The sequence below is a fragment of the Mesorhizobium sp. WSM4815 genome (assembly GCF_055811575.1).
This window is the reverse complement of record NZ_JBVVQS010000084.1, coordinates 94,339-117,963: the sequence shown is the minus strand read 5'-3', so window position 1 is coordinate 117,963 and position 23,625 is coordinate 94,339. Positions and strand designations below refer to the sequence as shown.

At 63.7% G+C, this 23,625-nt stretch carries 26 protein-coding genes; 14 read left to right on the top strand and 12 right to left on the bottom strand.

The window, feature by feature from the left end:
* The first annotated feature begins 16 nt into the window (after positions 1-16).
* Positions 17-949 carry a GntR family transcriptional regulator gene (locus tag AC0L2B_RS08915; RefSeq protein WP_236377224.1) on the top strand — a complete coding sequence of 311 codons (933 nt, stop codon included), beginning with the start codon at positions 17-19 and terminating at the stop codon, positions 947-949.
* A 183-nt stretch (positions 950-1,132) separates the two neighbouring features.
* Here AC0L2B_RS08915 and AC0L2B_RS08910 read toward each other — a convergent pair whose 3' ends face one another.
* The gene (locus tag AC0L2B_RS08910; RefSeq protein ID WP_077374092.1) at positions 1,133-1,312 is read right to left on the bottom strand and encodes a hypothetical protein; all 180 of its coding nucleotides are present in this window, start codon (positions 1,310-1,312) and stop codon (positions 1,133-1,135) included.
* 297 nt (positions 1,313-1,609) lie between these two features.
* Between AC0L2B_RS08910 and AC0L2B_RS08905 the strand changes: the two genes are divergently transcribed.
* Positions 1,610-2,044, top strand: coding sequence for a hypothetical protein (locus AC0L2B_RS08905; protein ID WP_091600354.1), 435 nt, complete (start codon positions 1,610-1,612; stop codon positions 2,042-2,044).
* Positions 2,045-2,270: 226 nt separating this feature from the next.
* Here the strand turns inward: AC0L2B_RS08905 and AC0L2B_RS08900 are convergent, their stop codons facing one another.
* Positions 2,271-2,555 carry an acylphosphatase gene (locus AC0L2B_RS08900; RefSeq protein WP_473744976.1) on the bottom strand — a complete coding sequence of 95 codons (285 nt, stop codon included), beginning with the start codon at positions 2,553-2,555 and terminating at the stop codon, positions 2,271-2,273.
* A gap of 159 nt (positions 2,556-2,714) precedes the next feature.
* Between AC0L2B_RS08900 and AC0L2B_RS08895 the strand changes: the two genes are divergently transcribed.
* Together AC0L2B_RS08895 and AC0L2B_RS08890 are read left to right on the top strand one after the other, a co-directional pair.
* Positions 2,715-3,527, top strand: a complete 813-nt coding sequence (locus AC0L2B_RS08895; RefSeq protein ID WP_473744975.1) for a nucleotidyltransferase family protein — start codon at positions 2,715-2,717, stop codon at positions 3,525-3,527.
* Positions 3,520-4,272 (top strand): metallophosphoesterase family protein, encoded by a 753-nt coding sequence (locus AC0L2B_RS08890; RefSeq protein ID WP_091600356.1) that lies wholly within the window; start codon positions 3,520-3,522, stop codon positions 4,270-4,272. The genes AC0L2B_RS08895 and AC0L2B_RS08890 overlap by 8 nt, the downstream gene beginning before the upstream one ends.
* 15 nt (positions 4,273-4,287) lie before the next feature.
* Here AC0L2B_RS08890 and AC0L2B_RS08885 read toward each other — a convergent pair whose 3' ends face one another.
* Complete coding sequence (locus tag AC0L2B_RS08885; RefSeq protein ID WP_473744974.1) at positions 4,288-5,478, bottom strand: NADH-quinone oxidoreductase subunit D; 1,191 nt, start codon at positions 5,476-5,478, stop codon at positions 4,288-4,290.
* A gap of 116 nt (positions 5,479-5,594) precedes the next feature.
* Positions 5,595-6,032 (bottom strand): hypothetical protein, encoded by a 438-nt coding sequence (locus AC0L2B_RS08880; protein WP_027151427.1) that lies wholly within the window; start codon positions 6,030-6,032, stop codon positions 5,595-5,597.
* 221 nt (positions 6,033-6,253) lie between these two features.
* On the opposite strand from AC0L2B_RS08880, the gene AC0L2B_RS08875 reads away from it, so the two are divergent.
* Positions 6,254-6,691 carry a CBS domain-containing protein gene (locus tag AC0L2B_RS08875; protein WP_473744973.1) on the top strand — a complete coding sequence of 146 codons (438 nt, stop codon included), beginning with the start codon at positions 6,254-6,256 and terminating at the stop codon, positions 6,689-6,691.
* A 182-nt stretch (positions 6,692-6,873) separates the two neighbouring features.
* Here AC0L2B_RS08875 and AC0L2B_RS08870 read toward each other — a convergent pair whose 3' ends face one another.
* The 4 genes from AC0L2B_RS08870 to AC0L2B_RS08855 form a co-directional block, all read right to left on the bottom strand.
* Complete coding sequence (locus AC0L2B_RS08870) at positions 6,874-7,233, bottom strand: YybH family protein (protein WP_473744972.1); 360 nt, start codon at positions 7,231-7,233, stop codon at positions 6,874-6,876.
* Between the two features lie 114 nt (positions 7,234-7,347).
* Positions 7,348-7,566 (bottom strand): hypothetical protein, encoded by a 219-nt coding sequence (locus AC0L2B_RS08865; RefSeq protein WP_473510416.1) that lies wholly within the window; start codon positions 7,564-7,566, stop codon positions 7,348-7,350.
* Positions 7,567-7,683: 117 nt separating this feature from the next.
* Entirely contained in the window at positions 7,684-8,805 is a 1,122-nt protein-coding gene (locus tag AC0L2B_RS08860; protein ID WP_473744971.1) for an NAD(P)/FAD-dependent oxidoreductase, read from the bottom strand.
* Between the two features lie 2 nt (positions 8,806-8,807).
* The gene (locus AC0L2B_RS08855; protein WP_473744970.1) at positions 8,808-8,933 is read right to left on the bottom strand and encodes a hypothetical protein; all 126 of its coding nucleotides are present in this window, start codon (positions 8,931-8,933) and stop codon (positions 8,808-8,810) included.
* A gap of 144 nt (positions 8,934-9,077) precedes the next feature.
* Between AC0L2B_RS08855 and AC0L2B_RS08850 the strand changes: the two genes are divergently transcribed.
* Complete coding sequence (locus AC0L2B_RS08850; protein ID WP_473744969.1) at positions 9,078-10,445, top strand: aspartate aminotransferase family protein; 1,368 nt, start codon at positions 9,078-9,080, stop codon at positions 10,443-10,445.
* 445 nt (positions 10,446-10,890) lie between these two features.
* On the opposite strand, the gene AC0L2B_RS08845 is transcribed toward AC0L2B_RS08850, so the two are convergent.
* The 4 genes from AC0L2B_RS08845 to AC0L2B_RS08830 all read right to left on the bottom strand — a co-directional run bounded on the left by AC0L2B_RS08845 (position 10,891) and on the right by AC0L2B_RS08830 (position 15,968).
* The gene (locus AC0L2B_RS08845) at positions 10,891-11,985 is read right to left on the bottom strand and encodes an alcohol dehydrogenase family protein (protein ID WP_473744968.1); all 1,095 of its coding nucleotides are present in this window, start codon (positions 11,983-11,985) and stop codon (positions 10,891-10,893) included.
* Positions 11,986-12,143: 158 nt separating this feature from the next.
* On the bottom strand, positions 12,144-13,523 hold the full coding sequence (locus AC0L2B_RS08840; protein ID WP_473744967.1) for an aminotransferase: 1,380 nt from the start codon (positions 13,521-13,523) through the stop codon (positions 12,144-12,146).
* Positions 13,524-13,685: 162 nt separating this feature from the next.
* Positions 13,686-15,179, bottom strand: coding sequence for an NAD-dependent succinate-semialdehyde dehydrogenase (locus tag AC0L2B_RS08835; RefSeq protein WP_473744966.1), 1,494 nt, complete (start codon positions 15,177-15,179; stop codon positions 13,686-13,688).
* A gap of 306 nt (positions 15,180-15,485) precedes the next feature.
* On the bottom strand, positions 15,486-15,968 hold the full coding sequence (locus tag AC0L2B_RS08830) for an Lrp/AsnC family transcriptional regulator (RefSeq protein WP_473744988.1): 483 nt from the start codon (positions 15,966-15,968) through the stop codon (positions 15,486-15,488).
* Positions 15,969-16,058: 90 nt separating this feature from the next.
* Here AC0L2B_RS08830 and ehuR point away from each other — a divergent pair, with 90 nt between their 5' ends.
* The 8 genes from ehuR to eutC all read left to right on the top strand — a co-directional run bounded on the left by ehuR (position 16,059) and on the right by eutC (position 23,605).
* Positions 16,059-17,444 carry a MocR-like ectoine utilization transcription factor EhuR gene (gene ehuR, locus AC0L2B_RS08825; RefSeq protein ID WP_473744965.1) on the top strand — a complete coding sequence of 462 codons (1,386 nt, stop codon included), beginning with the start codon at positions 16,059-16,061 and terminating at the stop codon, positions 17,442-17,444.
* A 122-nt stretch (positions 17,445-17,566) separates the two neighbouring features.
* A complete protein-coding gene (ehuA, locus tag AC0L2B_RS08820) occupies positions 17,567-18,352 on the top strand; it encodes an ectoine/hydroxyectoine ABC transporter ATP-binding protein EhuA (RefSeq protein ID WP_023797847.1) in 786 nt (261 codons plus the stop codon).
* 94 nt (positions 18,353-18,446) lie between these two features.
* A complete protein-coding gene (gene ehuB / locus AC0L2B_RS08815) occupies positions 18,447-19,298 on the top strand; it encodes an ectoine/hydroxyectoine ABC transporter substrate-binding protein EhuB (RefSeq protein WP_473744964.1) in 852 nt (283 codons plus the stop codon).
* A gap of 171 nt (positions 19,299-19,469) precedes the next feature.
* Positions 19,470-20,129: an ectoine/hydroxyectoine ABC transporter permease subunit EhuC gene (gene ehuC, locus AC0L2B_RS08810; protein ID WP_473744963.1), complete on the top strand. Its 660-nt coding sequence runs from the start codon at positions 19,470-19,472 to the stop codon at positions 20,127-20,129.
* A 16-nt stretch (positions 20,130-20,145) separates the two neighbouring features.
* Entirely contained in the window at positions 20,146-20,805 is a 660-nt protein-coding gene (gene ehuD, locus AC0L2B_RS08805; RefSeq protein WP_027155679.1) for an ectoine/hydroxyectoine ABC transporter permease subunit EhuD, read from the top strand.
* Positions 20,806-20,839: 34 nt separating this feature from the next.
* A complete protein-coding gene (gene eutA, locus AC0L2B_RS08800) occupies positions 20,840-21,619 on the top strand; it encodes an ectoine utilization protein EutA (protein WP_473744962.1) in 780 nt (259 codons plus the stop codon).
* A 4-nt stretch (positions 21,620-21,623) separates the two neighbouring features.
* Complete coding sequence (eutB, locus tag AC0L2B_RS08795) at positions 21,624-22,616, top strand: hydroxyectoine utilization dehydratase EutB (RefSeq protein WP_473744960.1); 993 nt, start codon at positions 21,624-21,626, stop codon at positions 22,614-22,616.
* Positions 22,613-23,605 carry an ectoine utilization protein EutC gene (gene eutC, locus AC0L2B_RS08790; RefSeq protein WP_473520882.1) on the top strand — a complete coding sequence of 331 codons (993 nt, stop codon included), beginning with the start codon at positions 22,613-22,615 and terminating at the stop codon, positions 23,603-23,605. Before eutB ends, eutC begins: the two co-directional genes overlap by 4 nt.
* Positions 23,606-23,625 lie beyond the last annotated feature (20 nt).

Below are 23,625 nucleotides of genomic sequence, written 5' to 3'. Positions count from 1 at the left end.
GCCTGAGGAAGTGCCTATGAATGAAACGATCATCGACCGGCCGGCGCGCGGCGAGGCGGCCAGTCCGCTGCAGATCGATCTGGCGCGGCGGATCCTGGAGCGGATCAGGGATTCGGGCTGGACGGTTGGAACCCGCGTCTCGGTGCCCGACCTTGCCCGCACCTTCGGCGTCTCGCGTTCTCCGATCAGCGCGGCGTTGGAGCTGCTGGTCGCCCAGGGCATCTTGAGTCCCTTCGAGACGAGGGGGCTGCAATTGGCGCGCGAGGTCGCCGATCTCGACCCTGAAGATATCCTGCCCAGTTCACCGCTCGAGGAGCTTTACCGCAGGATGATGCGCGAGCGCGCGCTCGGCCAGCTGCCGCAGGAGGTGTCCGAGGCGGAACTGATGCCGCGCTATCAGGTGTCGCGCGGCGTCGTGCGCAAGCTTTTGCTCCGCTTTGCCGCCGAAGGGCTGGTGCAGCGCCTGCCGGGGCATGGCTGGCGTTTCGCCGACACACTGGTCGGCGAGGACGCCTACCGGGAAAGCTATGAATTCCGGACGGCCGTCGAATGCGCGGCGCTGCGGTCGCCCATGTTCAATGCGGATCCTCAGCAGCTGGCGCCGGTCCGCCGCGCTCACCAGCGCATCCTGGCGATCGTGTCGACGGGCAAGACGCTGATCGGCGGCGACGAATGGTTCAGGATCAACGCATCCTTTCACGAAGGGCTTGCGGCCTGTTCCGGCAACCGGTTCTTGGCGGATGCGGTGCGCCAGCAGAACAATCTGCGCCGGTTGCAGGAGTCGGCGGGTTTCGAGGAACTGCCGGCGGAACGCATCGAGCAGTCCTGCCGGGAACATCTGGCCATCCTCGATGCCGTCGAGGCGGGCGAGATCGAATGGGCCGAGGCGCTGCTGCGCCAGCATCTAAGGCAGGCATCCGAGTTCGCTTCGCCGCAGCGCTCGATCTGATGCCTGCGATGTCCGCGAGGGTGAGCATTTCCGTCGTCATTTTCCGCGCCGCCTGATCACCGCTGACAGCACCGAGACGACGGCGACCGCAGCCCGCATGCTGGCCGCTCAGTGAGCCAATGCGCTGACGCCATCCGGCATCCATGCGGGACTGGCCGATCTGGAACGAGCGTCTCCGCTCCGTCAAATGCCGGGATTTTTGGGGCCGATTTTCAGCGGCGCATCATTTTCATCCGGATTGGGGACAGGAGCTTCGTCGGGAAGTCTGTCCGGGTCCGGCTCACGCACCGGCTTCGGTTCAGGAAACGGCGGCGGTGTGGGCGCGGGAGTGGGCGTTGGTTCGGGAGTGGGAAGAATGGCCATTGTGTGATTTCCTTCCGCTCGCACTCTGCCTTGGCGGGTCGCCGACGTCGGCTGGGATTCTTGAAGCCACCCGTTTCGATCGGTTTTCGCTCGAGCTGACGCACGCAGAACGACCACGCATGCCTATGGTTCCGACGCGAGCCTGCGATGATCCCGCAGGCATCGGCATTCGTGGCCGGACGGGGTCGTCAGAAAAGTGATCGAAAGGTCCGCGCATGAAGGCCTTGCCGGCGTCGTGGAGCGCCATAATTTCCATTTCAGGGTGGGACGAACTCACCTGCTGAATAGGAGGCGGCCGTGAAGCACCAAACACTTGACCAACTGCATACCGTTGCCGACGTTCACGCTGAAGCAACAGACCTCGTAGCGACTCGAAGCCAGCGTCTCGAACGTTGGGCGAAACTGCTGGAGAAAAATCCCGATCGACGTCTCGAAGCGTTGACGGGCACAGAATACAAGTCCCCTGAGATACGCGAGAAAATGCGTTACAACGACTCGCCTCTCACGGTTGCCTTCGAGGACCCGATCTTTCGCGCGCAAGGCTTGAGAGATGACACCTACGGTGAAGCCAAGCGCTTCTTCGAGCTGACCGACTGGCAGCTGCACGAAATCGTCTGCCATTGCCATGTCGGCGCCTCGATACGAGCGCGATGGGCTGCCTCTCGCGTCCGCGCGGCAATGTCCGAGAGGTTTGGTTTCTTCGCCTGGCTGCGAGGAATATTCATGCACTGACGCTTCGGGCACTGACGCTACGGGCATTGACGCTGCCGGCATTTATGTTGGGGGCCGGCATGTTCGGGTGATGGGGGCGGCGAAGTGATTTCCACGCCTCGCATCAGCGGTCGTTGATGAGCGGATAGGCCGTTTCGACGGCGATCCGCCATCGGCGAAGCTCGAACCATAGGCTCGATACCACAGGATGCGCGGATTTCAGTCGGCGGGCGCGCTGTACACACTTCTAGCCGATGATCCTGAATCCGTTCGGCTGCTGGCCGGCATCGACGTTCTGGGATGTCACGCTGGAGACCGACGCTCCGGTCGGCCCTTTCCACAACCGGTCCAACATGGTCGAAACCGCGCCGTCGGCTCCGACGATCAGTGCGGTTACGGATCCATCCTCCTCATTGCGAACCCATCCGGACAGACCGAGCCTCTCGGCCTCGGTCCGTGTCCACACGCGAAACGAGACGCCTTGCACCCTTCCCCTCAGTCTGACGCGAACCGCCTTGCGCCCGTCCTCCATGGTCACCTCCGTGCAGTTGGTTTGTTCATACCAACTCACCAGCGGCGAAAAAGGCTCCGCCGTCACATTTTACGCATTAGTTGGCAACGGAACCATGCGGCGGCGGCTTTGTTTAAAGACGGACAGCTGCAGGTTGCTGCGCCTCGGAGCCACGATTTCATGACCAACGATTCTCCAACGGGAGGCGCCATCCCGGCATCCGTTCCGACGATCGATCCGAAAGCGGCGCCGACGCTTCAACATGCCGAGGCCGAGGTCTTTTATACAGAGGCGATCCGTGAACTCGCCGCGACGGACATCCCCTTTCTTGTCGCCGGCACCTACGCGGTGAGCGCCTATACGGGCGTCACGCGCCAGACCAAAGACCTCGACATTTTCTGCAAGGCCGGCGACTTTGCCCGCATCCTCGCCCATTTCAAGCAGGCCGGTTTTGCGGTCGAGATCGTGGACGACCGGTGGCTTGGCAAGGTCTTCAAGAGCACGCATTTCTTTGACGTCATCTTCGCATCCGCGAACGGCACCATGCCGGTCGGCGACGAGTGGCTGGAGCATGCACGGCAGATCGAACTGCTGGGCAGTCAGGTGCGGATCGTCGGTCCGACCGAGCTTATCTGGTCCAAATGCTACATCCAGGACAGAGGCCGCCACGACGGCGCCGACATCGCTCACACCATCCTCAAGGCGCAGGATCAGATCGATTGGCGCCGGCTGCTTTCCTACCTCGAAGTCCACTGGGAGGTGCTGCTGATGCAGCTTCTCAATTTTCGATGGATCTACCCAAGCGAGCGCGATCACATTCCCGCCTGGCTGCTCGACGAATTGCTTGACCGGCTCGCCAAGCAGAGGGAACTGCCTACGCCCCGAATGAAGATCTGCCGCGGGCGCCTGCTTTCGCCGACCGACTACGAGATCGACGTCAAGGAATGGGGCTTTGCCGGCGTCGGCGGAACAGGAGAATTTCGCGATGGCTGAGAGGAACGAAGCTGCCATGGCAACAACCGAGACAGGCCGCACCGTGAGGATTGCGGCTGTCGGCGACCTGCATGTGCGGGAAGACGCGCAGGCCTCCTGCCGTGATCTCTTCGGCGAAGTTTCGCGCGAAGCGGACGTCCTCGTGCTCACTGGCGACCTCACCAATCTCGGCAAGCCGCGTGAGGCCGAAATCCTTGCGGAGGATTTGCGCGCCTGCGCAATCCCGGTCGTCGCCGTGCTCGGCAACCATGACTATGAATCCGGCGCGGTCGAGGACGTCGCCCACATCCTGCGGCAGGCGGGCGTCCATCTTCTTGACGGCCAGACCACGGAAATCAAGGACGTCGGCTTTGTCGGCGTGAAGGGGTTCATTGGCGGTTTTGGATCGCGCATGCTCGGCTCCTTCGGCGAGCCGGCGATCAAGGCGATGGTCGCCGAAAGCGTCAGCGAATCGATGCGCCTCGAAAACGCAATGCGGCAGGTCCGCACCGAGCGCACGCTTGTCGTCCTGCACTACGCTCCGGTGGTCGAGACGGTCGCCGGCGAGCCATTGGAGATTTTTCCGTTCCTGGGCTCGTCGCGCCTGGCGGAGACGATCGACCGGTTCAAGGTCAGCGCCGTGGTGCATGGCCACGCGCATCGCGGCGTCTATGAAGGTCGCACGCCCGGCGGCGCCCCGGTGTATAACGTCGCCATGCACGTGGCGAAGCCGACCGGCCGTCCCTATGCCCTGCTCGAAATCTGAACACCCCGCGCCTCGTCAGCGATCGATCTCGCCGAACACGATATCGAGCGAGCCGATGATCGCGGCGACATCGGCGATCATGTGCCCGCGCGACAGAAAATCCATCGCCTGCAGATGGGCAAAGGACGGTGCCCGGATCTTGCACCGATAGGGAGTATTGCCGCCGTTCGAAACCAGATAGACGCCGAACTCGCCCTTCGGCGCCTCCACCGCGGCATAGACCTCTCCGGCGGGCACGCGAACGCCCTCCGTGTAGAGCTTGAAATGGTGGATCGTCGCTTCCATCGAGCGTTTCATCGTCGCCCGCGGCGGCGGCGTGATCTTGTGGTTCGGAATTGCCACCGGCCCCTGGCCTTCCGGCGATCGCAATTTCTCCAGGCATTGCTTCATGATCCGCACCGACTGGCGCATTTCCTCCATGCGGACCAGGTAGCGGTCGTAACAGTCGCCATTCTTGCCGATGGGAACGTCGAAATCCATCTCGGGGTAGCATTCATAGGGCTGTGCCTTGCGCAAGTCCCACGCCGCGCCCGACCCGCGCACCATCACGCCGGAGAAGCCCCAGGCCCAGGCGTCTTCCAGCCCGATTGTGCCGATGTCGACATTGCGCTGCTTGAAGATACGGTTTTCGGTGAGCAATTCGTCGAGGTTGCCGCAGACCTTGAGGAACGGATCGCAGAAAGCCCAGATGTCGTCCAGCAGCTTCTCAGGCAGGTCCTGGTGCACGCCGCCGACCCTGAAATAATTCGCATGCATGCGGGCGCCGGAGGCGCGCTCGTAAAACACCATCAGCTTCTCGCGCTCGGCAAAACCCCAGAGCGGCGGCGTCAGCGCGCCGATATCCATGGCCTGTGTCGTGACGTTGAGGAGATGCGACAAGAGCCGGCCGATTTCGCAAAACAGAACACGGATGAGCTGTCCGCGCTTCGGGACCGAGATTTCCAACAACTTCTCGGCGGCGAGGCAGAACGCATGCTCCTGGTTCATCGGCGCGACATAGTCCAGCCGGTCGAAATAGGGCAGTGCCTGCAGATAGTTCTTGTACTCGATCAGTTTTTCGGTGCCGCGGTGGAGCAGGCCGATATGGGGATCGGCGCGATCGACGACCTCGCCGTCCAATTCCAGCACCAGCCGCAGCACGCCGTGAGCAGAGGGATGCTGCGGTCCGAAGTTGAGGGTGAAGTTGCGAACTGCGGCTTCGACCATGACGCTGCTCCGCTGTACCGGGTTTCAGGGCCGAAGCCGAGTGCTCCGGCCCGCCACGCCCGGACCACCGATCAGGTGCCCGCCAATCACGTGCCCGCCAATCACGTGCCCGCCAATCACGTGGTTGTCTGGATGATCAGAGTCAGCATGCCGTCGCCGTCGATGTTGGCGGCAACAACCTGCGACGAATCCAGCCCGTTCGCCGCCAGCACCGATGCCGCCTGTGGCGAGGCATCGATCGAGCTCTGCAGGGTAAGCAGATCTTCAACGCTGGTCTGGGTGATCACGGCCTCGGCTTGCGTCTTGAGTTCCGGCGGCAAATCCTCGAGGGCGACAATGGCAATGCCAGTAAAATTCTGGTCGGTGAAACCTTGATCCGGCAGGGCTTGATCAGGCAGGGCCTGGTCAGGCGTTTGGTTGGGCAAGCTTGGATCGGGCAGGGCTTCCGGAGCCGGAGGTGCGATCTGGGGAAGCTGCGGGTCGGTGGATTGCGCGTGAATCGGCTGCGCCAGGGCCAATCCCGAAAGGGCGGCAATTGTCGTCAACATGCGCATGATCGTTCCTTCCGTTTTTCGTTTGGCTCGAGGAGGATCACCTGGTGACCACACAACCATTGTCCCGGATTATGGTTCCCGTCCGTCACGGATATGGCCATGGTGGAGCCTATCCTGGCGCGAGCGGTCGAACGATGGAACGATTCCGACAGGCGTTCATTCTCCCCTGATCACACCTTCATCACAGGATCGGCGGGGCGCTGCAGCTCGAGGAGAAAGCCATGAGAATCAGCGAGTGCATGACACGGAAAGTTCAGGTCGCCAGTCCGGACCAGTCCTTGCGGGATGCCGCACGAGTCATGGCCGATCTTGACGCCGGTGTTCTGCCCGTGGGTGAGAATGAGCGGCTGGTCGGCATGATCACGGACCGCGACATTGCCGTCCGTGGCATCGCGGAGGGCAGAGGTCCCGACACCAAGATCAGGGATGTGATGAGCGCGGAGGTACAGTGCTGCTATGACGACCAGGAAGTCGGCGATGTTCTTCAGAATATGCGCGAACTCAAAGTGCGGCGAATGCCGGTGATCAGCCGCGACCGGCGGCTGGTTGGCATTGTCTCGCTCGGCGACCTCGCCACGAATGGCGAACCCGCATGGGCCGGCGAAACGCTGGGCGGCATCTCGCAGCCGGGCGGCGACCATTCGCAGACGGCGCATTGATGCATCATAAACAGATTTGAAGTTCCTGCTCGATCGACGGCATCGGCGTTCAGGAACTTCGAATCCACAACCGTACTGGAGTCACCCCTCTGCGCTACAGGGCCGCACGCCCGGAGGCGCGAGCACTTGGTTTGCGCATGATTCCCAGCGAAAATCGATTTCCGGGGTCACCCGGGCCGACGCTACGCAACGGAGAATCGATCGATGACCCACAGCCATGTCCCGTCGCCCTGGCGGCGGGCGACCTCGGTGGTTACGGTGCCATCGGGAAGACGGGTTGACGTCAGTGGCAGATCTCCGCTGACAACAGCCGGGGCCTGATTTCCGGCGGCAAATTTTTGGCCCGTTGCGGTGATGTCGGCGAAGAGTGCCCGGATCGCTTCGCGGCCACGCGTCAGTCGCCCGTCACCGCTGTCGACGACGGCATGCGGCTCAAAAAGCGCGGCCATGCCGTCGATGTCTCCCACCCACTGTCGGGAGATCAGCAGGCGCTCCAGATCCTGGGGATCACGCGCCGGCTCGCGGCTTGCTTCATCGGTCATGGCGAAACTCCTCCGACGCTCGGTAGCAAAGCGTTCGATCCTGCGCCAAGTTTCGTTGGAAGACGAGCCGCGGAAGCTCCGCCATGCTGATCGCAAGGTGGAGCAGCCGGGCGATCATCCTCCCCAGCCGAGATCGCGATCCGCAACGCGCCATTCGGCGGCGCCGGCGCGGCGCCGGTGGCTGTCGTTGAGGAAGTCGGCGATTCTTGCCGCCGATTTCGCCGAGGCGAAGGTGAGCAGCCGATCGTGATGGACGACAGGCTCGCCGGTCTCATTGTCCCAGATCTCGAACCGGCAGCTTGGGTTCGGTATGGCTTCGAAACGGATCTTCATATCGATGGCCCCGGTGATCGACGGACCGGAGGTTCTGCGACCCGGGCTTACGGATGGCTTACGGGCGTTTTGGATTATGCTTTTGGCAGCGGGCGCGCTCGCTCGATGTCGCCTCGGCTAGTTTGCGTTCGGCGCGAGGCGCTGCGCGACATGGTCGGCGATCGCCAGGCTTGAGGTCAGGCCAGGGCTCTCGATGCCGAACAGATTGACCAGGCCCTCCACGCCGTGCACCGCCGCGTCCTGGATGACGAAGTCGGCATTGGCTTCGCCGGGACCGGAGAGCTTCGGCCGGATGCCGCTATAGGCCGGCTGCAGGCTGCCATCGGCCAGGTCCGGCCAGTATTTGCGGATCTCGTCGTAGAAGCGCTCGCCACGTATTGGATCGACGCGATAGTCGAGTTGATCGGTCCATTCGACGTCAGGCCCGAAGCGGGCGACGCCGTCGAGGTCGAGCGTCAGATGGACGCCGAGCCCGCCGGGCTCGGGCACGGGATAGACCAGCCGCGAGAACGGCGCCCGGCCGGCGACCGAAAAATAATTGCCCTTGGCGTAGCGAAGTTCTGGCACGAATTGCTGGTCGAACCCGTCAAGCGAGCCGGCAAGTGCCGTGGCGCCAAGCCCGGCGGCGTTGACGAAGCGCGCGGTGGCGATTTCAAAGCGCTCGCCGCTGGTGCTGTCGATCGTGTCGAGGACGATGCGTCCACCTTCAATGCGGCCCGAGGCGATGCGGGTGTTGAGGCTGAGCGCCGCCCCGTGCTCCTCGGCGTCGCCCAGCAGCGCAAGCATCAGCGCGTGGCTGTCGATGATGCCGGTGGCGGGAGACAAAAGCGCGGCCGTGCCGCGCAGCTTGGGCTCCAGCCTGCGCGCCTCTGCTGCGGTCAAGGGCGTCAAATCGCCCGCGCCGCAAGCAGCGGCGTTGGTCAGGATCGAAGCGAGCATCGGCTCCTGTTCGGCATTTGTGGCGACGATGAGCTTGCCGCAGCGCGCATGCGGCACCGCCCGCTCCTGGCAATAACGGTAGAGCCTTTCGCGGCCTGCCACGCAGAGCCGGGCCTTCAGCGATCCGGCCGGATAGTAGATGCCGGCATGGATGACCTCGGAATTGCGCGAACTGGTCCCGGTGCCGATGGCGTTCTCGGCCTCGAGGATCAGGGTGTCCATGCCACGCCGCGCCATCTCTCGCGCGATCGCGAGGCCAATGACGCCGGCGCCGGCAACGATGCAGTCGACATGGTCCACGATCAGGCCACCTCAGGCTTGTTGTTGTGCCTGCTGGTGACCGGTTCGGGGATCAAGTCTTGGCTACGCGCACCGCTGGCTTGGCGCAGGTTCCGGCGTTTAGCAGCCTCGAAGCTGAAATTCTGCATGTCTTCCGTCCATCCGCCAGCCCTTCCGAAAGGGCTTGACACCCTTACAAGAAACGGATGCAGCAAACAGCATTAATCCAGAGGCCGATGCGCGCGCCGAACGGCGGCAGGACGCACGTCCCGGCATGCAGGACAGGAGCCATCATGGACGCTCGACCGAATTCTCCCGAAGCCCGCGACATCAGCTACCACATGCACGGCTACACCAATGCCCGCAAGCATGAAGAGGCAGGGCCGCTGGTCATCGAGAAGGGCGATGGCATCTATGTCGAGGATCTCGCCGGCAACCGCTATATCGAGGCGATGGCCGGGCTTTGGAGCGTCGCGGTCGGCTTCTCCGAGAAGCGGCTGGTCGACGCTGCGGTGCGCCAGATGTCCAGGCTGCCTTACTATCACGACTTCGGTTCCAAATCGCATTCGCCGCTGATCGATCTCGCCGAGAAGCTGGTGCAGATGGCGCCGGTGCCGATGAGCAAGGCGTATTTCACCAATTCCGGCTCCGAGGCCAACGATACGGCCATGAAGATGATCTGGTACCGGTCGAATGCGCTCGGCCAGCCGGCGCGCAAGAAGATCATCAGCCGCATTCGCGGCTATCACGGCGTCACCATTGCTTCGGCGAGCCTGACCGGACTGCCCAACAACCACAATTCCTTCGACCTGCCGATCGCCAATGTGCTGCACACCTCGACGCCGCATCACTGGCGCGAGGCGCTGCCAAATGAGAGTGAAGGAGAGTTTTCGAGCCGGCTTGCCGACGATCTGGAAAAGCTGATCCTGGCCGAAGGCCCGGAAACCATCGCTGCCTTCTTCGGCGAGCCGATCATGGGCGCTGGCGGTGTCATCGTGCCGCCGGCAAGCTACTGGGAGAAGATCCAGGCGGTGCTGTCGAAATACGACATCCTGCTCGTCGCCGACGAGGTGATCTGCGGCTTTGGCCGAACCGGCGAAATGTTCGGCTCGCAGACCTTCGGCATCAGGCCCGACATCATGGTGCTGTCGAAGCAGATCTCTTCGTCCTACCTGCCGATCTCGGCCTTGCTGATCAACGAGAAGGTTTTCGAGCCGATTGCCGACGAAAGCAATCGCATCGGCACCTTCGGCCACGGCTTCACCGGCGGCGGCCATCCCGTTGCGGCGGCGGTCGCGCTGGAGAACCTGAAGCTGATCGAGGAGCGCGATCTCGTCGGCAATGCGCGCACGGTCGGCGCGCATATGCAGAAGCGGCTGCGCAAGCTCGCTTCGCACCCGCTTGTCGGCGAGGTGCGCGGCGTCGGCCTGATCGCGGCGGTCGAACTGGTCGGCGACAAGGCGAACAAGACGCCGTGGGAGACGGCCGGCGCGCTGGGCGGGCTCGTCAACGGTTTCATGCAGCAGAACGGCGTCATCTCGCGCAACATGGGCGATGCACTGGCCTTCTGCCCGCCGCTGATCATCACCGAGCCCCAGGTCGATCAGGTGATCGACGCGTTTGAAAGATCGCTTGAAGCCGCGGTCAAGCAGGTCCCGTAATGGCGCGCGTCGCTCGAGATCACGCCGTTATAAGAGAACCGCATTCTTCTTATAACTGGAGCCGCTAACTGGAGCCGCCTGGCATGAAGACGGTCGACCGCAAGCGGCGTTATAAGAAAATTGCGAAAAACTTATAACGCCGCAGGAGAGGGTTGTGTGCGTCAAGTTCTGCAAAAAGGGACGCTGTCCGCGAAGCTGCCAATCTCCCCCCAAGTGGGGGAGATGTCCGGCAGGACAGAGGGGGGCGCGAAGGATCGCTACAGAGCGCTTTTATTCTGAGCCGCAGCATTATGGCGGAAACTAGCTGGGATGCGAAGTCGTGGTGGCTTATGCCAATCGCCAGCGTTGGAGATCGGCTCCAGTCTGGTCGGGCAGCGACCACCCACGGCCTTTTCAGGCTCAGTCAAAGAACCAAATTCTCTATGCAGAGACTACGTGGTTCATCTTATCGGCGATCCGCAACGGCGTCCGGAACGACAACCAGCTTGCCGACAAAATCCTTGGCAATGAAATCCGCCTGGGCGCGGTGGAAATCGGAGAGCTTGTAGACACCGCCGACCAGCGGCCGGATTTTCTTCTCCTCGATGTAGCGCACGATACGACGGAAATCGTGTCGCGTGCCTTGGCTGGAGCCGTGCAGCTGCAATTGCTTGAGATACATGGTGCGCAGATCGAGCTGCACGACCGGGCCGGCAATCGCGCCGGCGGTGGTGTAGCGGCCTTCGGGCCGAAGGATGCGCAACAGGTCATTGAAGATGCCGCCGCCGACGAGGTCGGCAACCACGTCGATCGGCTGGCGGCCGGTCGCGTTATTCACGGCGGCGGGCAGATCGGCGACGCCACGGGTGATCACCGCCTCGGCGCCGATGTCGAGCACCGCCTGTTCCTTGCCCTTGCCGACGACGGCATAGGGAATGGCGCCGCGCGCCCGCGCCAACTGCACGATGCCGGAGCCGACGCCGCCCGACGCGCCGGTGACCAGCACACGCTCGCTGGCCTTCAATGCGGCGCGTTCGAGCATCTGTTCGCCGGTAAGATAAGCGCAGCAGAAGGTGGCGAGTTCGACGTCGGTCAGGTCGGTGGCGACGACATGGGCATTCTCGGCCGGCACGGTCTGGTACTCGGCATAGCCGCCGTCGCGGCCATGGCCCATATAGTCGATGTCGGCGAGTGAATCATCGTCGCGGTTGTAGATCGAGAAATCGACCATCACCCGCTCACCGATGCGGGCCGAAGAAACACCCTCGCCGACGGCAACGATGTTGCCGACCGTGTCGGTGCCCTGGATACGCGGGAAGGTCAGCGTATTGCCCTGACGCCGCCAGGTCGACACGGCGGCAGCATCTTCCTCCGTGCCGTAGGCGCCCTGGCGCACCCAGACATCGGTGTTGTTCATGCCGCACGCCGTGACCTTGACCAGAACCTCGCCCGGGGCGGGCGAGGGCACTTTCACATCGGTGCGATAGACAAGCTTTTCTGGCCCGCCGTGACCGGTCAGAAGCACGGCGGCCATGGTGGCGGGGAGGGCTTTGGAGGTCATTGATGTTGCTTCCAGATATTCCAGGTTCGCGCTGCCCCTCACCCTTACCCTCTCCCCGTGAACAACGGGGAGAGGGGGGCAGCCGGCGCCGAGTGCTTGACCCTTCTCTACCGAGAAGGTGCCGACAGGCGGATGAGCGGCGGCACCAAGGTCGATAATTAGATGCTGGCAAACACGCCATTCACCGCATCGGCCGTCTTCGACACGACGATGTCCGCCTCTTCGCGGGTGAGGCATAGCGGCGGCGCAAAGCCGAGGATGTCGCCTTGCGGCATGGCGCGGCCGATGACGCCAAGCTCGGCAAGCGCGGTCGCGACCTGCGGCCCGATTTTTTGCGCGGCATCGAAGAACACGCGGTCGTCCCGGTCGGCGACGAATTCGATTCCCGCCAGCATGCCGTCGCCGCGCACCTCGCCGACATTCTTGTGGCCGCCGACGGCTTTCGCCAGTTCGGCGCGGAAATAGGCGCCGGTCTCACCGGCGTTGGTCACCAGGTCCATCTCGTCGATCAGTTCCAGGTTGGCGACACCGGCGGCAACGCAGATCGGATGCGCCGAATAGGTCCAGCCATGGCCCAAGCTGCCGAGTTTGTCGGAGCCCTGCACCAGCACCTGCCAGACCTTATCCGAGACGATGACGCCCGACAGCGGCGCATAGGCCGAGGTCAGGCCCTTGGCGATGGTGATCAGGTCGGGTTTGATGCCGTAATGGTCGGAGCCGAACATGGTGCCCAGCCGGCCGAAGCCGGTGACCACTTCGTCGGCGACCAGCAGCACGTCGTATTTGTTGAGAACCGCCTGGATCTTTTCCCAGTACAGAGCGGGCGGCGGCACGATGCCGCCGGTGCCGAGGATCGGCTCGCCGATGAAGGCGGCGACCGTGTCGGGGCCCTCGGTCAGGATCATCTCTTCGAGCTTGTCGGCGCAGTGCTGGGAAAACTGTTCCTCGCTCATCGATCGGTCGGCGCGGCGGAAATAGTAGGGCGCCTCGGTGTGCAGGATCGGCGCACGCGGCAGGTCGAAGGCGTTGTGGAACAGGTCGAGCCCGGTCAGCGATCCGGTCATGACACCGGAGCCGTGATAGCCGCGCCAGCGTGAGATGATCTTCTTCTTCTCGGGACGACCGAGCACGTTGTTGTAGTACCAGATCAGCTTGATGTTGGTTTCGTTGGCGTCGGAACCGGAGAGGCCGAAATAGACCCTCGACATGCCTTGCGGGGCGCGGTCGATGATCATCTTGGAAAGCGTGATCGACGCCTCGGTGCCGTGGCCGACATAGGTGTGGTAATAGGCAAGGTTCTTGGCTTGGGCGGCGATGGCGTCTGATATCTTCTGGCGGCCATAGCCGACATTGACGCAATAGAGCCCGGCGAAGGCATCGATGCTCTTGCGGCCGTTATTGTCCCAGATGGTGACGCCCTCGCCGCCGGCGATGATGCGGGTCGGCGATTCACCCCGCGCATGCGTGCCCATATGGGTCGAGGGATGGAAGAAGTGGTCGCGGTCCCAGGCGGCGAGTTCGTTGGACTGGTCGAGCATTTTTTTGACTCCTTGGAGAAAGATGGTCCCGACGCGGCCTAAGGTGTGTCGGGATTCAGGCCAGGCCGAGAACCGGAGCGGAGCGCGCTTTTTCGTACGTGAGCACCGGAAGCGCAGGACGCCGCCATTTGCAGACCGGCATCACCTGAATGTCGATACACCTTACGCCACGTCCAGGCAGAGATATCTAAGATCGGTAAAGGCTTCGAGCCCGTGGCGCGAGCCCTCGCGACCGATGCCGGACTGCTTGACGCCGCCGAACGGAATCGGCGCGCCGGTGATCTTGACGCGGTTGATGGCGACCATACCGTAGTCGAGTGCACGGCCCATGCGCAATTGGCGGCCGCCGTTCTCGGTGACGACATAGGCGACGAGCCCGTATTCGGTGGCGTTGGCGCGGGCGATGACCTCGTCCTCGCTGTCGAAGGGCGTCACCGCGGCGACCGGACCAAAAGTTTCCTCGCGCACGATCAGCGCATCGTCGGTGACATCGGCGAGCAGGGTCGGCCGGTAGAACAGCGGTCCGGCCGGATGTCTGCCGCCGCCGGTTAGGCAGCGCGCGCCATGGGCGAGCGCATCGGCGACCTGCTCCTCGACCTTCTTGACGCCGCGCTCGTGCATCAACGGCCCGATGTCGATGTCATCGGCCAGGCCATTGCCGGTCCGCAGTGCCTCGATGCGCCTGGCGAAGGCGGCGCAGAAACGATCATAAATCGGGCGCTGGACATAGATGCGGTTGGCGGCAAGGCAATCCTGGCCGGAAGTGGCGAATTTGGCGTCGACGGCGATGGTCACCGCCTTGTCGAGATCGGCGTCGGCAAAGACGATCAGCGGCGCGTGGCCGCCAAGCTCCATGACCAGCCGCTTCATCGTCGGCGCACTTTGCGCGGCGATAAGCCTGCCGATCTCGGTCGAGCCGGTGAAGCTCATGGCGCGGACGCGCGGATCTTCGCACATCCGCCCAACGATGGTCGAGGCCTTGCCGGTGAGAACGTTGAAGACGCCAGCCGGCAGGCCGGCGCGTTCGCCGAGCTCGGCCAGCGCCAGTGCCGACAGCGGCGTTTCCGACGAAGGATGCGCGACGATGGTGCAGCCGGCGGCAAGCGCGGCCGCCGCCTTGCGGGTCAGCATGGCCGCCGGAAAATTCCATGGCGTGACGACGCCGACGACGCCGAGCGGTTCGCGCCGCACCATCATCTCGGCGTTTGGCAAATGGCTGGTGACGCTTTCGGCGTTGAGGCGCTTTGCCTCTTCGGCATACCACTCGACGAAGGAGGCGGCGTAGTCGATCTCGCCAAGCGATTCCTTGAGAGGCTTGCCCTGTTCGAGCGTCATCAACAGCGCCAGATCGTCCTTGGCGGCGATGATTAGATCGAACCATTTTCGCAGGATTCTTGCGCGTTCCTGTGGGAGAGCCGCGCGCCAGGCGGGAAAGGCGCGCGACGCCGCGTCGATCGCCTTGCTCGTCTGCCTGGCATCGAGCGCGGCAACCCAGGCAACGGTGGCGCCCGTAGCAGGGTCGGTCACCCCAAAACTCTCGGCGGCTTCACTCGCCGTCCACTGGCCGTCGACATAGGCGAGTTGGCGCAGCAGCCGGCGGTCGGCGAGCCGGTCAAGCGCTTCGTGGCGTTGTGGGCGGGCAAAATGCGCGGACATGTTCGAGGTCTCCCGGTTTCGGAGTGATGCGGAGAGACTATGCGCGCGGCGCAGACAGAGAGGCTGTTTCGGAGCGCACGCGTAGAGAGATTGTCTCTATTGGACCGAAACACAGGACAGTCTCTCCGAGGCTGTAGCAAACAGTGGAGATTGGCTGAACCTCCTCCAACTTCGTCATCCCCGGGCGAAGCAGGAGCGAAGCTCCGTCGCGAAGACCCTGGGATCCATTCCGTGACCTTCGCCGAGGAATGCAGCGGAGCAGAATTCCGCATCGTCGCGGCGACCTGATGTCAGTTTCCCTAGACCTCACGACGGCGTCGGCAACAGATCGGCCACCGGCAAGGCGACCTCCTCCTTCACCGTCTTGGTGACGATGTAGGTGAAATAACGGTCGATGCCGATCTCGCGTTCGAGCAGGGCGTCGACCAGCCGCTGATAGGCGTCGATGTCGCGCGCCATCACTTTCAGCAAATAGTCGACGCCGCCGCCCACCGACCAGCAGGCGACGATTTCGGGGACGTCGCGGATGACGCGCTCAAAACGGTCGAAATCGGCTTGGCGGTGGCTGGCCAGCGTCACCTCCATCAGGACGGTGGCGACCGGCGCGACGGCGCGCATTGCAACCCTGGCGTGATAGCCGGAGACGATGCCGGCCTTTTCCAGCTTGCGCAACCGCACCCAGCACGGCGTCGGCGACAGGCCGACCTTGTCGGCGAGCGCCAGCTTGGTGATGCGCCCGTCGCGCTGAACCGCGTCGAGGATTTTCAGGTCGATCTGATCCAGTTTCAATGCGGCCATGAGCGTCCACTTTTTTCCGCGACACCATGACGGCGCATTATTTCGATTGTCAATTGCACTGATTTCGATCTCTAATATGTCATGACATTGTGGCGTCCAGATCCCGCGCTTATCCGGCGGCCGGCCTATCAATCGCTCGCCGACCAGTTCGCGCGCGCCATTCATGACGGACGGCTGGCCAACGGCGCGCGGCTGCCGACGCATCGCCGGCTGGCCGACGATTTGAAGCTTTCGGTGCAGACAGTCAGCCGCGCCTATGAGGAACTGATCCGCCGAGGCTTGGTCTCCGGCGAGATCGGCCGCGGCAGCTTCGTGCAGACGCAGCGCCGCGAGCCGGAACCGCCCTATCTGCCGGAGCGCCTTGGCGAGGTCATCGACCTGTCGATCCTGAAGCCGGTCTGCGAGCCGATGCATCTGGAGCGGCTGAAGCAGGCGCTAGGCTGGCTCGCCGAGAACCTGCCGTCGACCTCGGCGCTGTCGTTCCGGCCGAACATGGTGTTTCCGCGCCACCGTGCAGTGGCGGTCGAATGGCTGCGGCTGTGCGGTCTCGACGTGTCGGCGCAGAATGTCAGCCTGACCAACGGCGCCACGGCCGGCATGACGGTGGCGCTGATGAGCGTGGCGCCGCCGGGTTCGACCGTCGCCACCGAGGCGATCGGCCATCACACGCTGATCCCGCTGGCGCGCTATCTCGGCTTCAACCTCGAGGGTCTGCCGATCGACGACAACGGCCTGATCCCGGAGGCGCTCGACGAGGCGTGCCGGCTTTCCGACATCCGCGCCGTGTTCGTGCAGCCCTCGGTGATCAATCCGACTGCAACATTGATGAATGCCGCGCGGCGCGAGCAGATCGCTGCGGTGGCGCGCAGGCACGACATCGCCATCATCGAGAACGACGTGCTCGGGCCGCTCGTCGAGGGCCGTCCGCCGCCGGTCGCCGCCTTCGCGCCCGAGCGCACGCTCTACGTCACCTCCTTCACCAAGATCGTGCTGCCAGGCCTGCGCATCGGTTATCTCGCGGCGCCCGACCGCTATGTCGCTGCCGTCGCCAACCGGCATCTCGTCTCCAACTGGATGGCAACGCCGATGGTGGCGGAGATTGCGACAAAATGGGTGACCGACGGCACGGCGATGGGACTCGTCCGCTGGCAACGGTCGGCGCTGCGGCGGCGGCAGGAGATCGCCGCCCAGGTGCTTGCCGGGGTCGACTACCGCGTCCATCGCGACGGGCTGCATCTGTGGCTGGAACTGCCCGGCGACCGCGCCGAGGAGGGCTTCGTCTCACAGGCCCGCCTGCAGGGCGTGGCGATCGCACCAGGCACATCGTTTCGCATTTCGACGGCGCCCTGGCAGCCGGCAGTGCGCATCTCGCTGGGCTCGACCACCGAGGGGGAACTGCGCGCCGGCCTCAGTGTTGTCACCAAGCTTCTGCTCGGCGACCCGGAGCATCTGCTGCTGGCGATCTAGGCAAGCATTGCCGCGAAATTCTGCGGAGTCAGAAACATTGTCATGAGTTTATTTTCCTGATTGACATGATTTGGCGCGTTCCGCATCGTTAAGGCACAGCTTCTCCAGCCCGGGGGAATTCTTTGTCCGCGCCCATCATCAAGATCGACGCCATTTCGAAAAGCTTCGGTACCTTCAAGGTGCTGGACGGACTGTCGATGCAGGTCATGCCGCGCGAGAAGCTTGCGCTGATCGGCCCATCCGGCTCCGGCAAGACGACGATCCTGCGCATCCTGATGACGCTGGAGAGGATCGACAGCGGCCACATCCAGATCGACGGCGAGCAGCTTTACCACATGGAGCGCAACGGCCAGTTGCTGCCCGCCGACGAACGGCATCTGGCAAGAATGCGCCAGAAGATCGGCATGGTCTTCCAGCTGTTTAACCTGTTTCCGCACAAGAGCGTCATCGACAACGTCACGCTGGCGCCGATCCTGACCAAGGGCATGCCGCGCGCGGCCGCCGAAAAGCGGGCGATGGAACTGCTCGACATGGTCGGCATGGCCGACAAGGCGAAAGCGATGCCGGCGCAGCTTTCCGGCGGCCAGAAGCAGCGCGTTGCCATCGCTCGCGCCTTGGCGCTGCAGCCCAGGATCATGCTGTTCGACGAGGTGACATCGGCGCTCGATCCGGAACTGGTCGAGGAGGTGCTGAACGTGTTGTGGCGGCTCTGCTCGGAGACCGACATGACCATGCTGCTGGTCACCCACGAAATGGGTTTTGCCCATGATTTCGCCGACCGGGTTCTGTTCTTCGACCGCGGCAAGATCGTCGAGGAAGGCAAGCCGGACGAGATTTTCCGCAACCCCAAGCAGGAGCGTACGCAAGCTTTCCTGAAGAAGATCATCGCGGCCGGACATCGCGTCTGACTGCCATGCCCCGGGCGGCAGCGCCGTCCTCCCAGGGCGGCGAAGCCGTCCCGTGGAACGACCAAACCAAAAGAGAAACAAGGAGTTGGGAACAATGAAGAAACTTGGCATTCTGGCCGGCGTCGCCGGTGTTGCACTGACCGCAATCCTGGCCGCTTCGACCGCGGGATCGGCCGACGACAGCAAGCTCGAAGAGCTCAAGGCACAGGGCTTTGCCCGTGTCGCCATCGCCAACGAGCCGCCCTATACGGCGGTTGCTGCCGACGGCAAGGTCTCGGGTGCGGCGCCCGATGTGGCCCGTGAAATCTTCAAGCGTCTTGGTGTCAACGACATCGTCGCCTCGATTTCGGAATATGGCGCGATGATCCCTGGCCTGCAGGCCGGCCGTTTCGACGTCGTCACCGCCGGCCTGTTCATGAAACCGGAGCGCTGCGCGGCGGTCGCTTATTCGGAGCCGGTGCTGTGCGACGCCGAGGCAATGCTGGTCAAGAAGGGCAACCCGAAGGGCTTCAAGAGCTATGAGGATGTCGCCAAGGATGCCACCGCAACGATCGGGGCGCCGGGCGGCGGCACCGAGGAGAAGCTGGCGCTCACTGCCGGCGTGCCGCGTGACCGCGTCATCGTCGTGCCGGATGGCCAGAGCGGCCTGAAGATGCTGCAGGACGGCCGCATCGACGCCTATTCCCTGCCGGTGCTGTCGATCAACGATCTGGTCAAGAAGGCCAGCGATCCGAACCTCGAAGTCGTCGCCCCGGTGGTCGGCGCGCCGGTCTATTGCGATGGCGCGGCGTTCAAGAAGGGCGATGAGGCGCTGCGCGACGCCTATGACGTCGAATTGGCCAAGCTGAAGGAGTCCGGCGAATTCGCCAAGATCATTGAGCCCTACGGTTTTTCGGCCGCGGCGGCGATGTCGACGAGCCGCGACAAGCTCTGCTCGGCAAAGTAAAAAGTTGCCCCTCACCCTTACCCTCTCCCCGTGAAGAACGGGGAGAGGGGGGCGCGAACGCTGGAGCCTTACCCTTCTCCCCGTCCCTATACGGGGAGAAGGTGCCGGCAGGCGGATGAGGGGCAGCGCCGACCTTCTGTAATAATCGCCAAGCGGAGAAATGCTTAGTTCATGACCCAATGGTCCGGCTATTTCGGCCTGATATTGCAGGGAGCGCTTGTTACCATCGAGCTGACGCTGATGGGGTCGGTGCTTGCCCTGATCATGGCCTTTCTCGCCGGGCTGGGGCGGCTGTCGCGTTTTTTCGCAATTCGGGCGCTGGCCACCGCCTATATCGAATTCTTCCGCGGCACCTCGATCTTCGTGCAGCTGTTCTGGGCCTATTTCGTGCTGCCGTTCATCGGCATTTCGCTGACGCCGCTGCAGGCCGGCGTGCTGGCGCTTGGCCTCAATGTCGGCGCCTACGGCGCGGAGGTGGTGCGCGGCGCCATCCAGTCGATCGGCCGCGAACAGTACGAGGCCTGCACCGCGGTCAATCTCGGCCGCTGGCAAGCCATGCGCTATGTCATCCTGCCGCAGGCGCTGCTGGTGATGCTGCCGACCTTCGGCAATAACGCCATCGAATTGCTCAAGGCCACCGCCGTGGTTTCGCTGATCTCGCTCACCGACCTGACCTTCCAGGCCCAGGTCGTGCGCTCGCAGACCGGCAACACGCTGGTGCCGTTCACCACCATTCTCGTCATCTATTTCGGCCTTGCGCTGATCATTTCCTGGGGTGTGCGTTCGCTGGAACGCCGCATGGCGCGCGGCCTCGACGGGGTGCGCGTCTGATGGATCGGGCCTCGTAATGGAATGGGATTGGAATTTCGTCTGGGAGATCATGCCGACCCTGATCGAGGGCGTGAAGATCACCATCCTGGCGACGCTGCTCGGCTCGGTTCTGGCAGCGATGGTCGGCTTGGCTATCGCGCTGGCGCGGCGCTCGCCGAACAAGGGCTTGTCGCGCAGCGTCGGCTTCCTTGCCGAGTTCATCCGCGGCACGCCGCTCTTGGTGCAGCTCTATTTCATCTTCTACGTGCTGCCGGACATCGGTATCCTGCTGCCGCCGCTGGTGGCGGGCGTGATCGGCCTCGGGCTGCATTACGGCACCTACACGGCCGAGGTCTATCGCGCCGGCATCGACAATGTGCCGCGCGGCCAGTGGGAAGCCGCCAAGGCCTGCAATCTCAACGCCAGGCAGACCTGGACCCACATCATCATGCCGCAGGCGATCCCGCCGATGATCCCGGCGCTTGCCAACTATTTTATCGCCATGTTCAAGGAGACGCCGCTGCTGTCGGCGATCACCGTGCTGGAACTGATGAACCAGGCCAAGAGCGTCGCCAACACCTATTACCGCTATGTCGAGCCGATGACCTTGGTCGGCGCCTTCTTCCTCGTCATCAGCTTGTTCTCGGTCGTGTTGCTGCGCTGGCTGGAACGCCGCTACGGGCGCATTGAAAAATGACAGTTCCTTCGACCAAACCGTTGGCAAGGAGCGCATGGTGACCGCTCCAGTCGACATCCGCTTGCACTCGACACGGCCGGCGCTCGACGCGCGTCCGCTGGAAAAGCGCGTCGGCCTGATCGTCCTTGCCACCGACCATACGACCGAACCGGATTTTCGCCGCATGGTGGCGAGCGACCGGATCGGCGTCTATGTCGCGCGCATTCCCTACGCCAATCCGACGACGCCGGACAATTTGCGCAAGATGCAGCCGTCGCTGACGGCGGGCGCCGCGCTCATCCTGCCTGATGAGCCGTTCGACGCCGTCTGCTATTCCTGCACCTCAGCCTCGGTCGTCATCGGCGATGCCGAGATCGAGGCGGCGGTGCAGGCGGCCAAGCCCGGCGTACCCGTGGTTACGCCGCCGATGGCAGGGGTGCGCGGCTTGAAGGCGCTGGGCGCCAGGACGATCAGTATTCTCACTCCTTATACCGTCGAGACCAGCCGGCCGATGGCCGCCTATTTCGCGGCGCACGGGTTCGAGATCGCCAGCTTCACCTGTCTCGGCTTCGACGACGACCGCGAGATGGCGCGGATTGCACCGGCCACGCTGGTCGATCTGGCAGCCAAGACGACCGACGCGCAAGCGGACGCACTGTTCGTCTCCTGCACGGCGCTGCGGGCAGCACTTGCCGTCGTCGGCATGGAGGAGGCGATCGGCCGCCCGGTCGTCACCAGCAATCAGGCAACGGCCTGGAACTGCCTGCGGCTTTGCGGCGACGAGGAGCGGCGCGCCGAATTCGGCCGTCTGATGACGCTGCCTTTGGGACAATGAGGCCATGACACCTGCGCCCATCACCCTCGCCGATATCCAGTCAGCCCGCGAGCGCGTCGCAGGCAAGGTCGAGCGCACGCCGACCGTGCTTTCCCCGAGTCTTTCCGGGCACTTGGGCGCGCCTATTTATCTCAAGCTCGAACATCGGCAGACCACCGGCAGCTTCAAGCTGCGCGGCGCCTCGAACGCCATCGCGTCACTGGACGCCGAGGAGAAGGCGCGCGGCGTGGTCGCCGCCTCGACCGGCAATCACGGCCGGGCGCTGGCTCATGCGGCAAAGCTCGAAGGCATGCGCGCGACGATCTGCATGTCGCGACTGGTGCCGCAGAACAAGCTCGACGAAATCCGCCGGCTCGGCGCCGAGATCCGCATCGTCGGCAACAGCCAGGACGATGCGCAGCAGGAGGTCGACCGGCTGGTCGCGGAAGACGGTCTGATCATGCTGCCGCCCTTCGACCATCCTGATATCATCGCCGGGCAAGGCACGCTCGGGCTGGAAACCATCGAGCAGGTTGCGGACGCCGCCCTGGTGCTGGTGCCGCTCTCCGGCGGCGGGCTGGCGGCGGGTGTCGCCGCTGCCGTGAAGGGCGTCAGCCCCGGCACCAGGGTCATCGGCGTTTCGATGACGCGGGGCGCGGCGATGAAGGCAAGCCTCGATGCCGGACATCCGGTTTTGGTCGAGGAACTGCCGACGCTGGCGGACTCGCTCGGCGGCGGCGTCGGCCTCGACAACCGGCTGACCTTCTCGATGTGCCGCGACCTGCTCGACGATGTTATCCTGCTCAGCGAGGACGAGATCGCCGCCGGCATCCGCCACGCCTATGAACAGGAGCGCGAGATCGTCGAAGGCGCCGGCGCGGTTTGCATCGCCGCCGTGCTTGCCGGCAAGGTCAGGGCGAGCGGCCCCACTGTGCTCATTCTGTCGGGCCGCAATATCGACATGACGCTGCACAGGAAAGTCGTTTGTGGCGAAGCAATTGAGGAGAGCGCCGCATGAGCCGGATGACGATACTGACCGAAGCCGAATTGCGCGCGATCGTGAAGCTCGATCTCGATGCCGTCGCCTGCGTCGAAAATGCGTTCCGAGCGCTTGCCACCTTGCCGGTGTCGATGCCGCCGATCCTGCGGCTCGACATTCCCGAGCATCGCGGCGAGGTCGACGTCAAGACCGCCTATGTGCCAGGGATCGACGGTTTTGCCATCAAGATCAGTCCCGGCTTCTTCGACAATCCGAAGCTCGGCCTGCCCAGCGTCAACGGCATGATGGTGCTGCTGTCGTCAAAAACCGGGCTGGTCGAGGCTCTGCTGCTCGACAATGGCTATTTGACCGACATCCGCACGGCGGCGGCCGGAGCGGTCGCGGCGAAACATCTTTCGCGAGCCGACGCTTCGATCGCCGCGATCTTCGGCGCCGGCGTCCAGGCGGGGCTGCAGCTCGAAGCGCTTTTGCTGGTGCGGCCGATCGCTCAAGCGCGCATCTGGGCGAGGGATGCCGCCAAGGCCGAAGCCGCAGCGGATGCATTGCGCGAAAAACTGGGCATCGTCGTGCACGCTGAACCCGACGCGGCAAAGGCGGCGGCCGGCGCCGACATCATCGTCACCACGACGCCGTCGACCGAACCGCTGATCAAGGCCGGCTTCGTCTCCGCCGGTCAGCACATCACCGCGATGGGCTCGGACGCCGAGCACAAGAACGAGATCGCGCCGGCGATCCTGCGCATGGCCGATCTCTACGTCGCCGACAGTGCGAAACAGACGCGGCTGCTGGGCGAACTGCATCATGCCATCGCGACGGGGGTGATGGCGGCCGATGCCGAGATCACAGAGATCGGCCAGATCATCGCCGGCGATAGACATGGCCGCCGTTCGGACAGCGACATCACCATCGCCGACCTCACCGGCACCGGCGTGCAGGACACCGCGATCGCCACGCTCGCCCGCGACCGTGCGCGGGCGGCCAACACCGGGACGATTTTCGAAAGCTGATGCCGGCCGCAAGGCCCAAC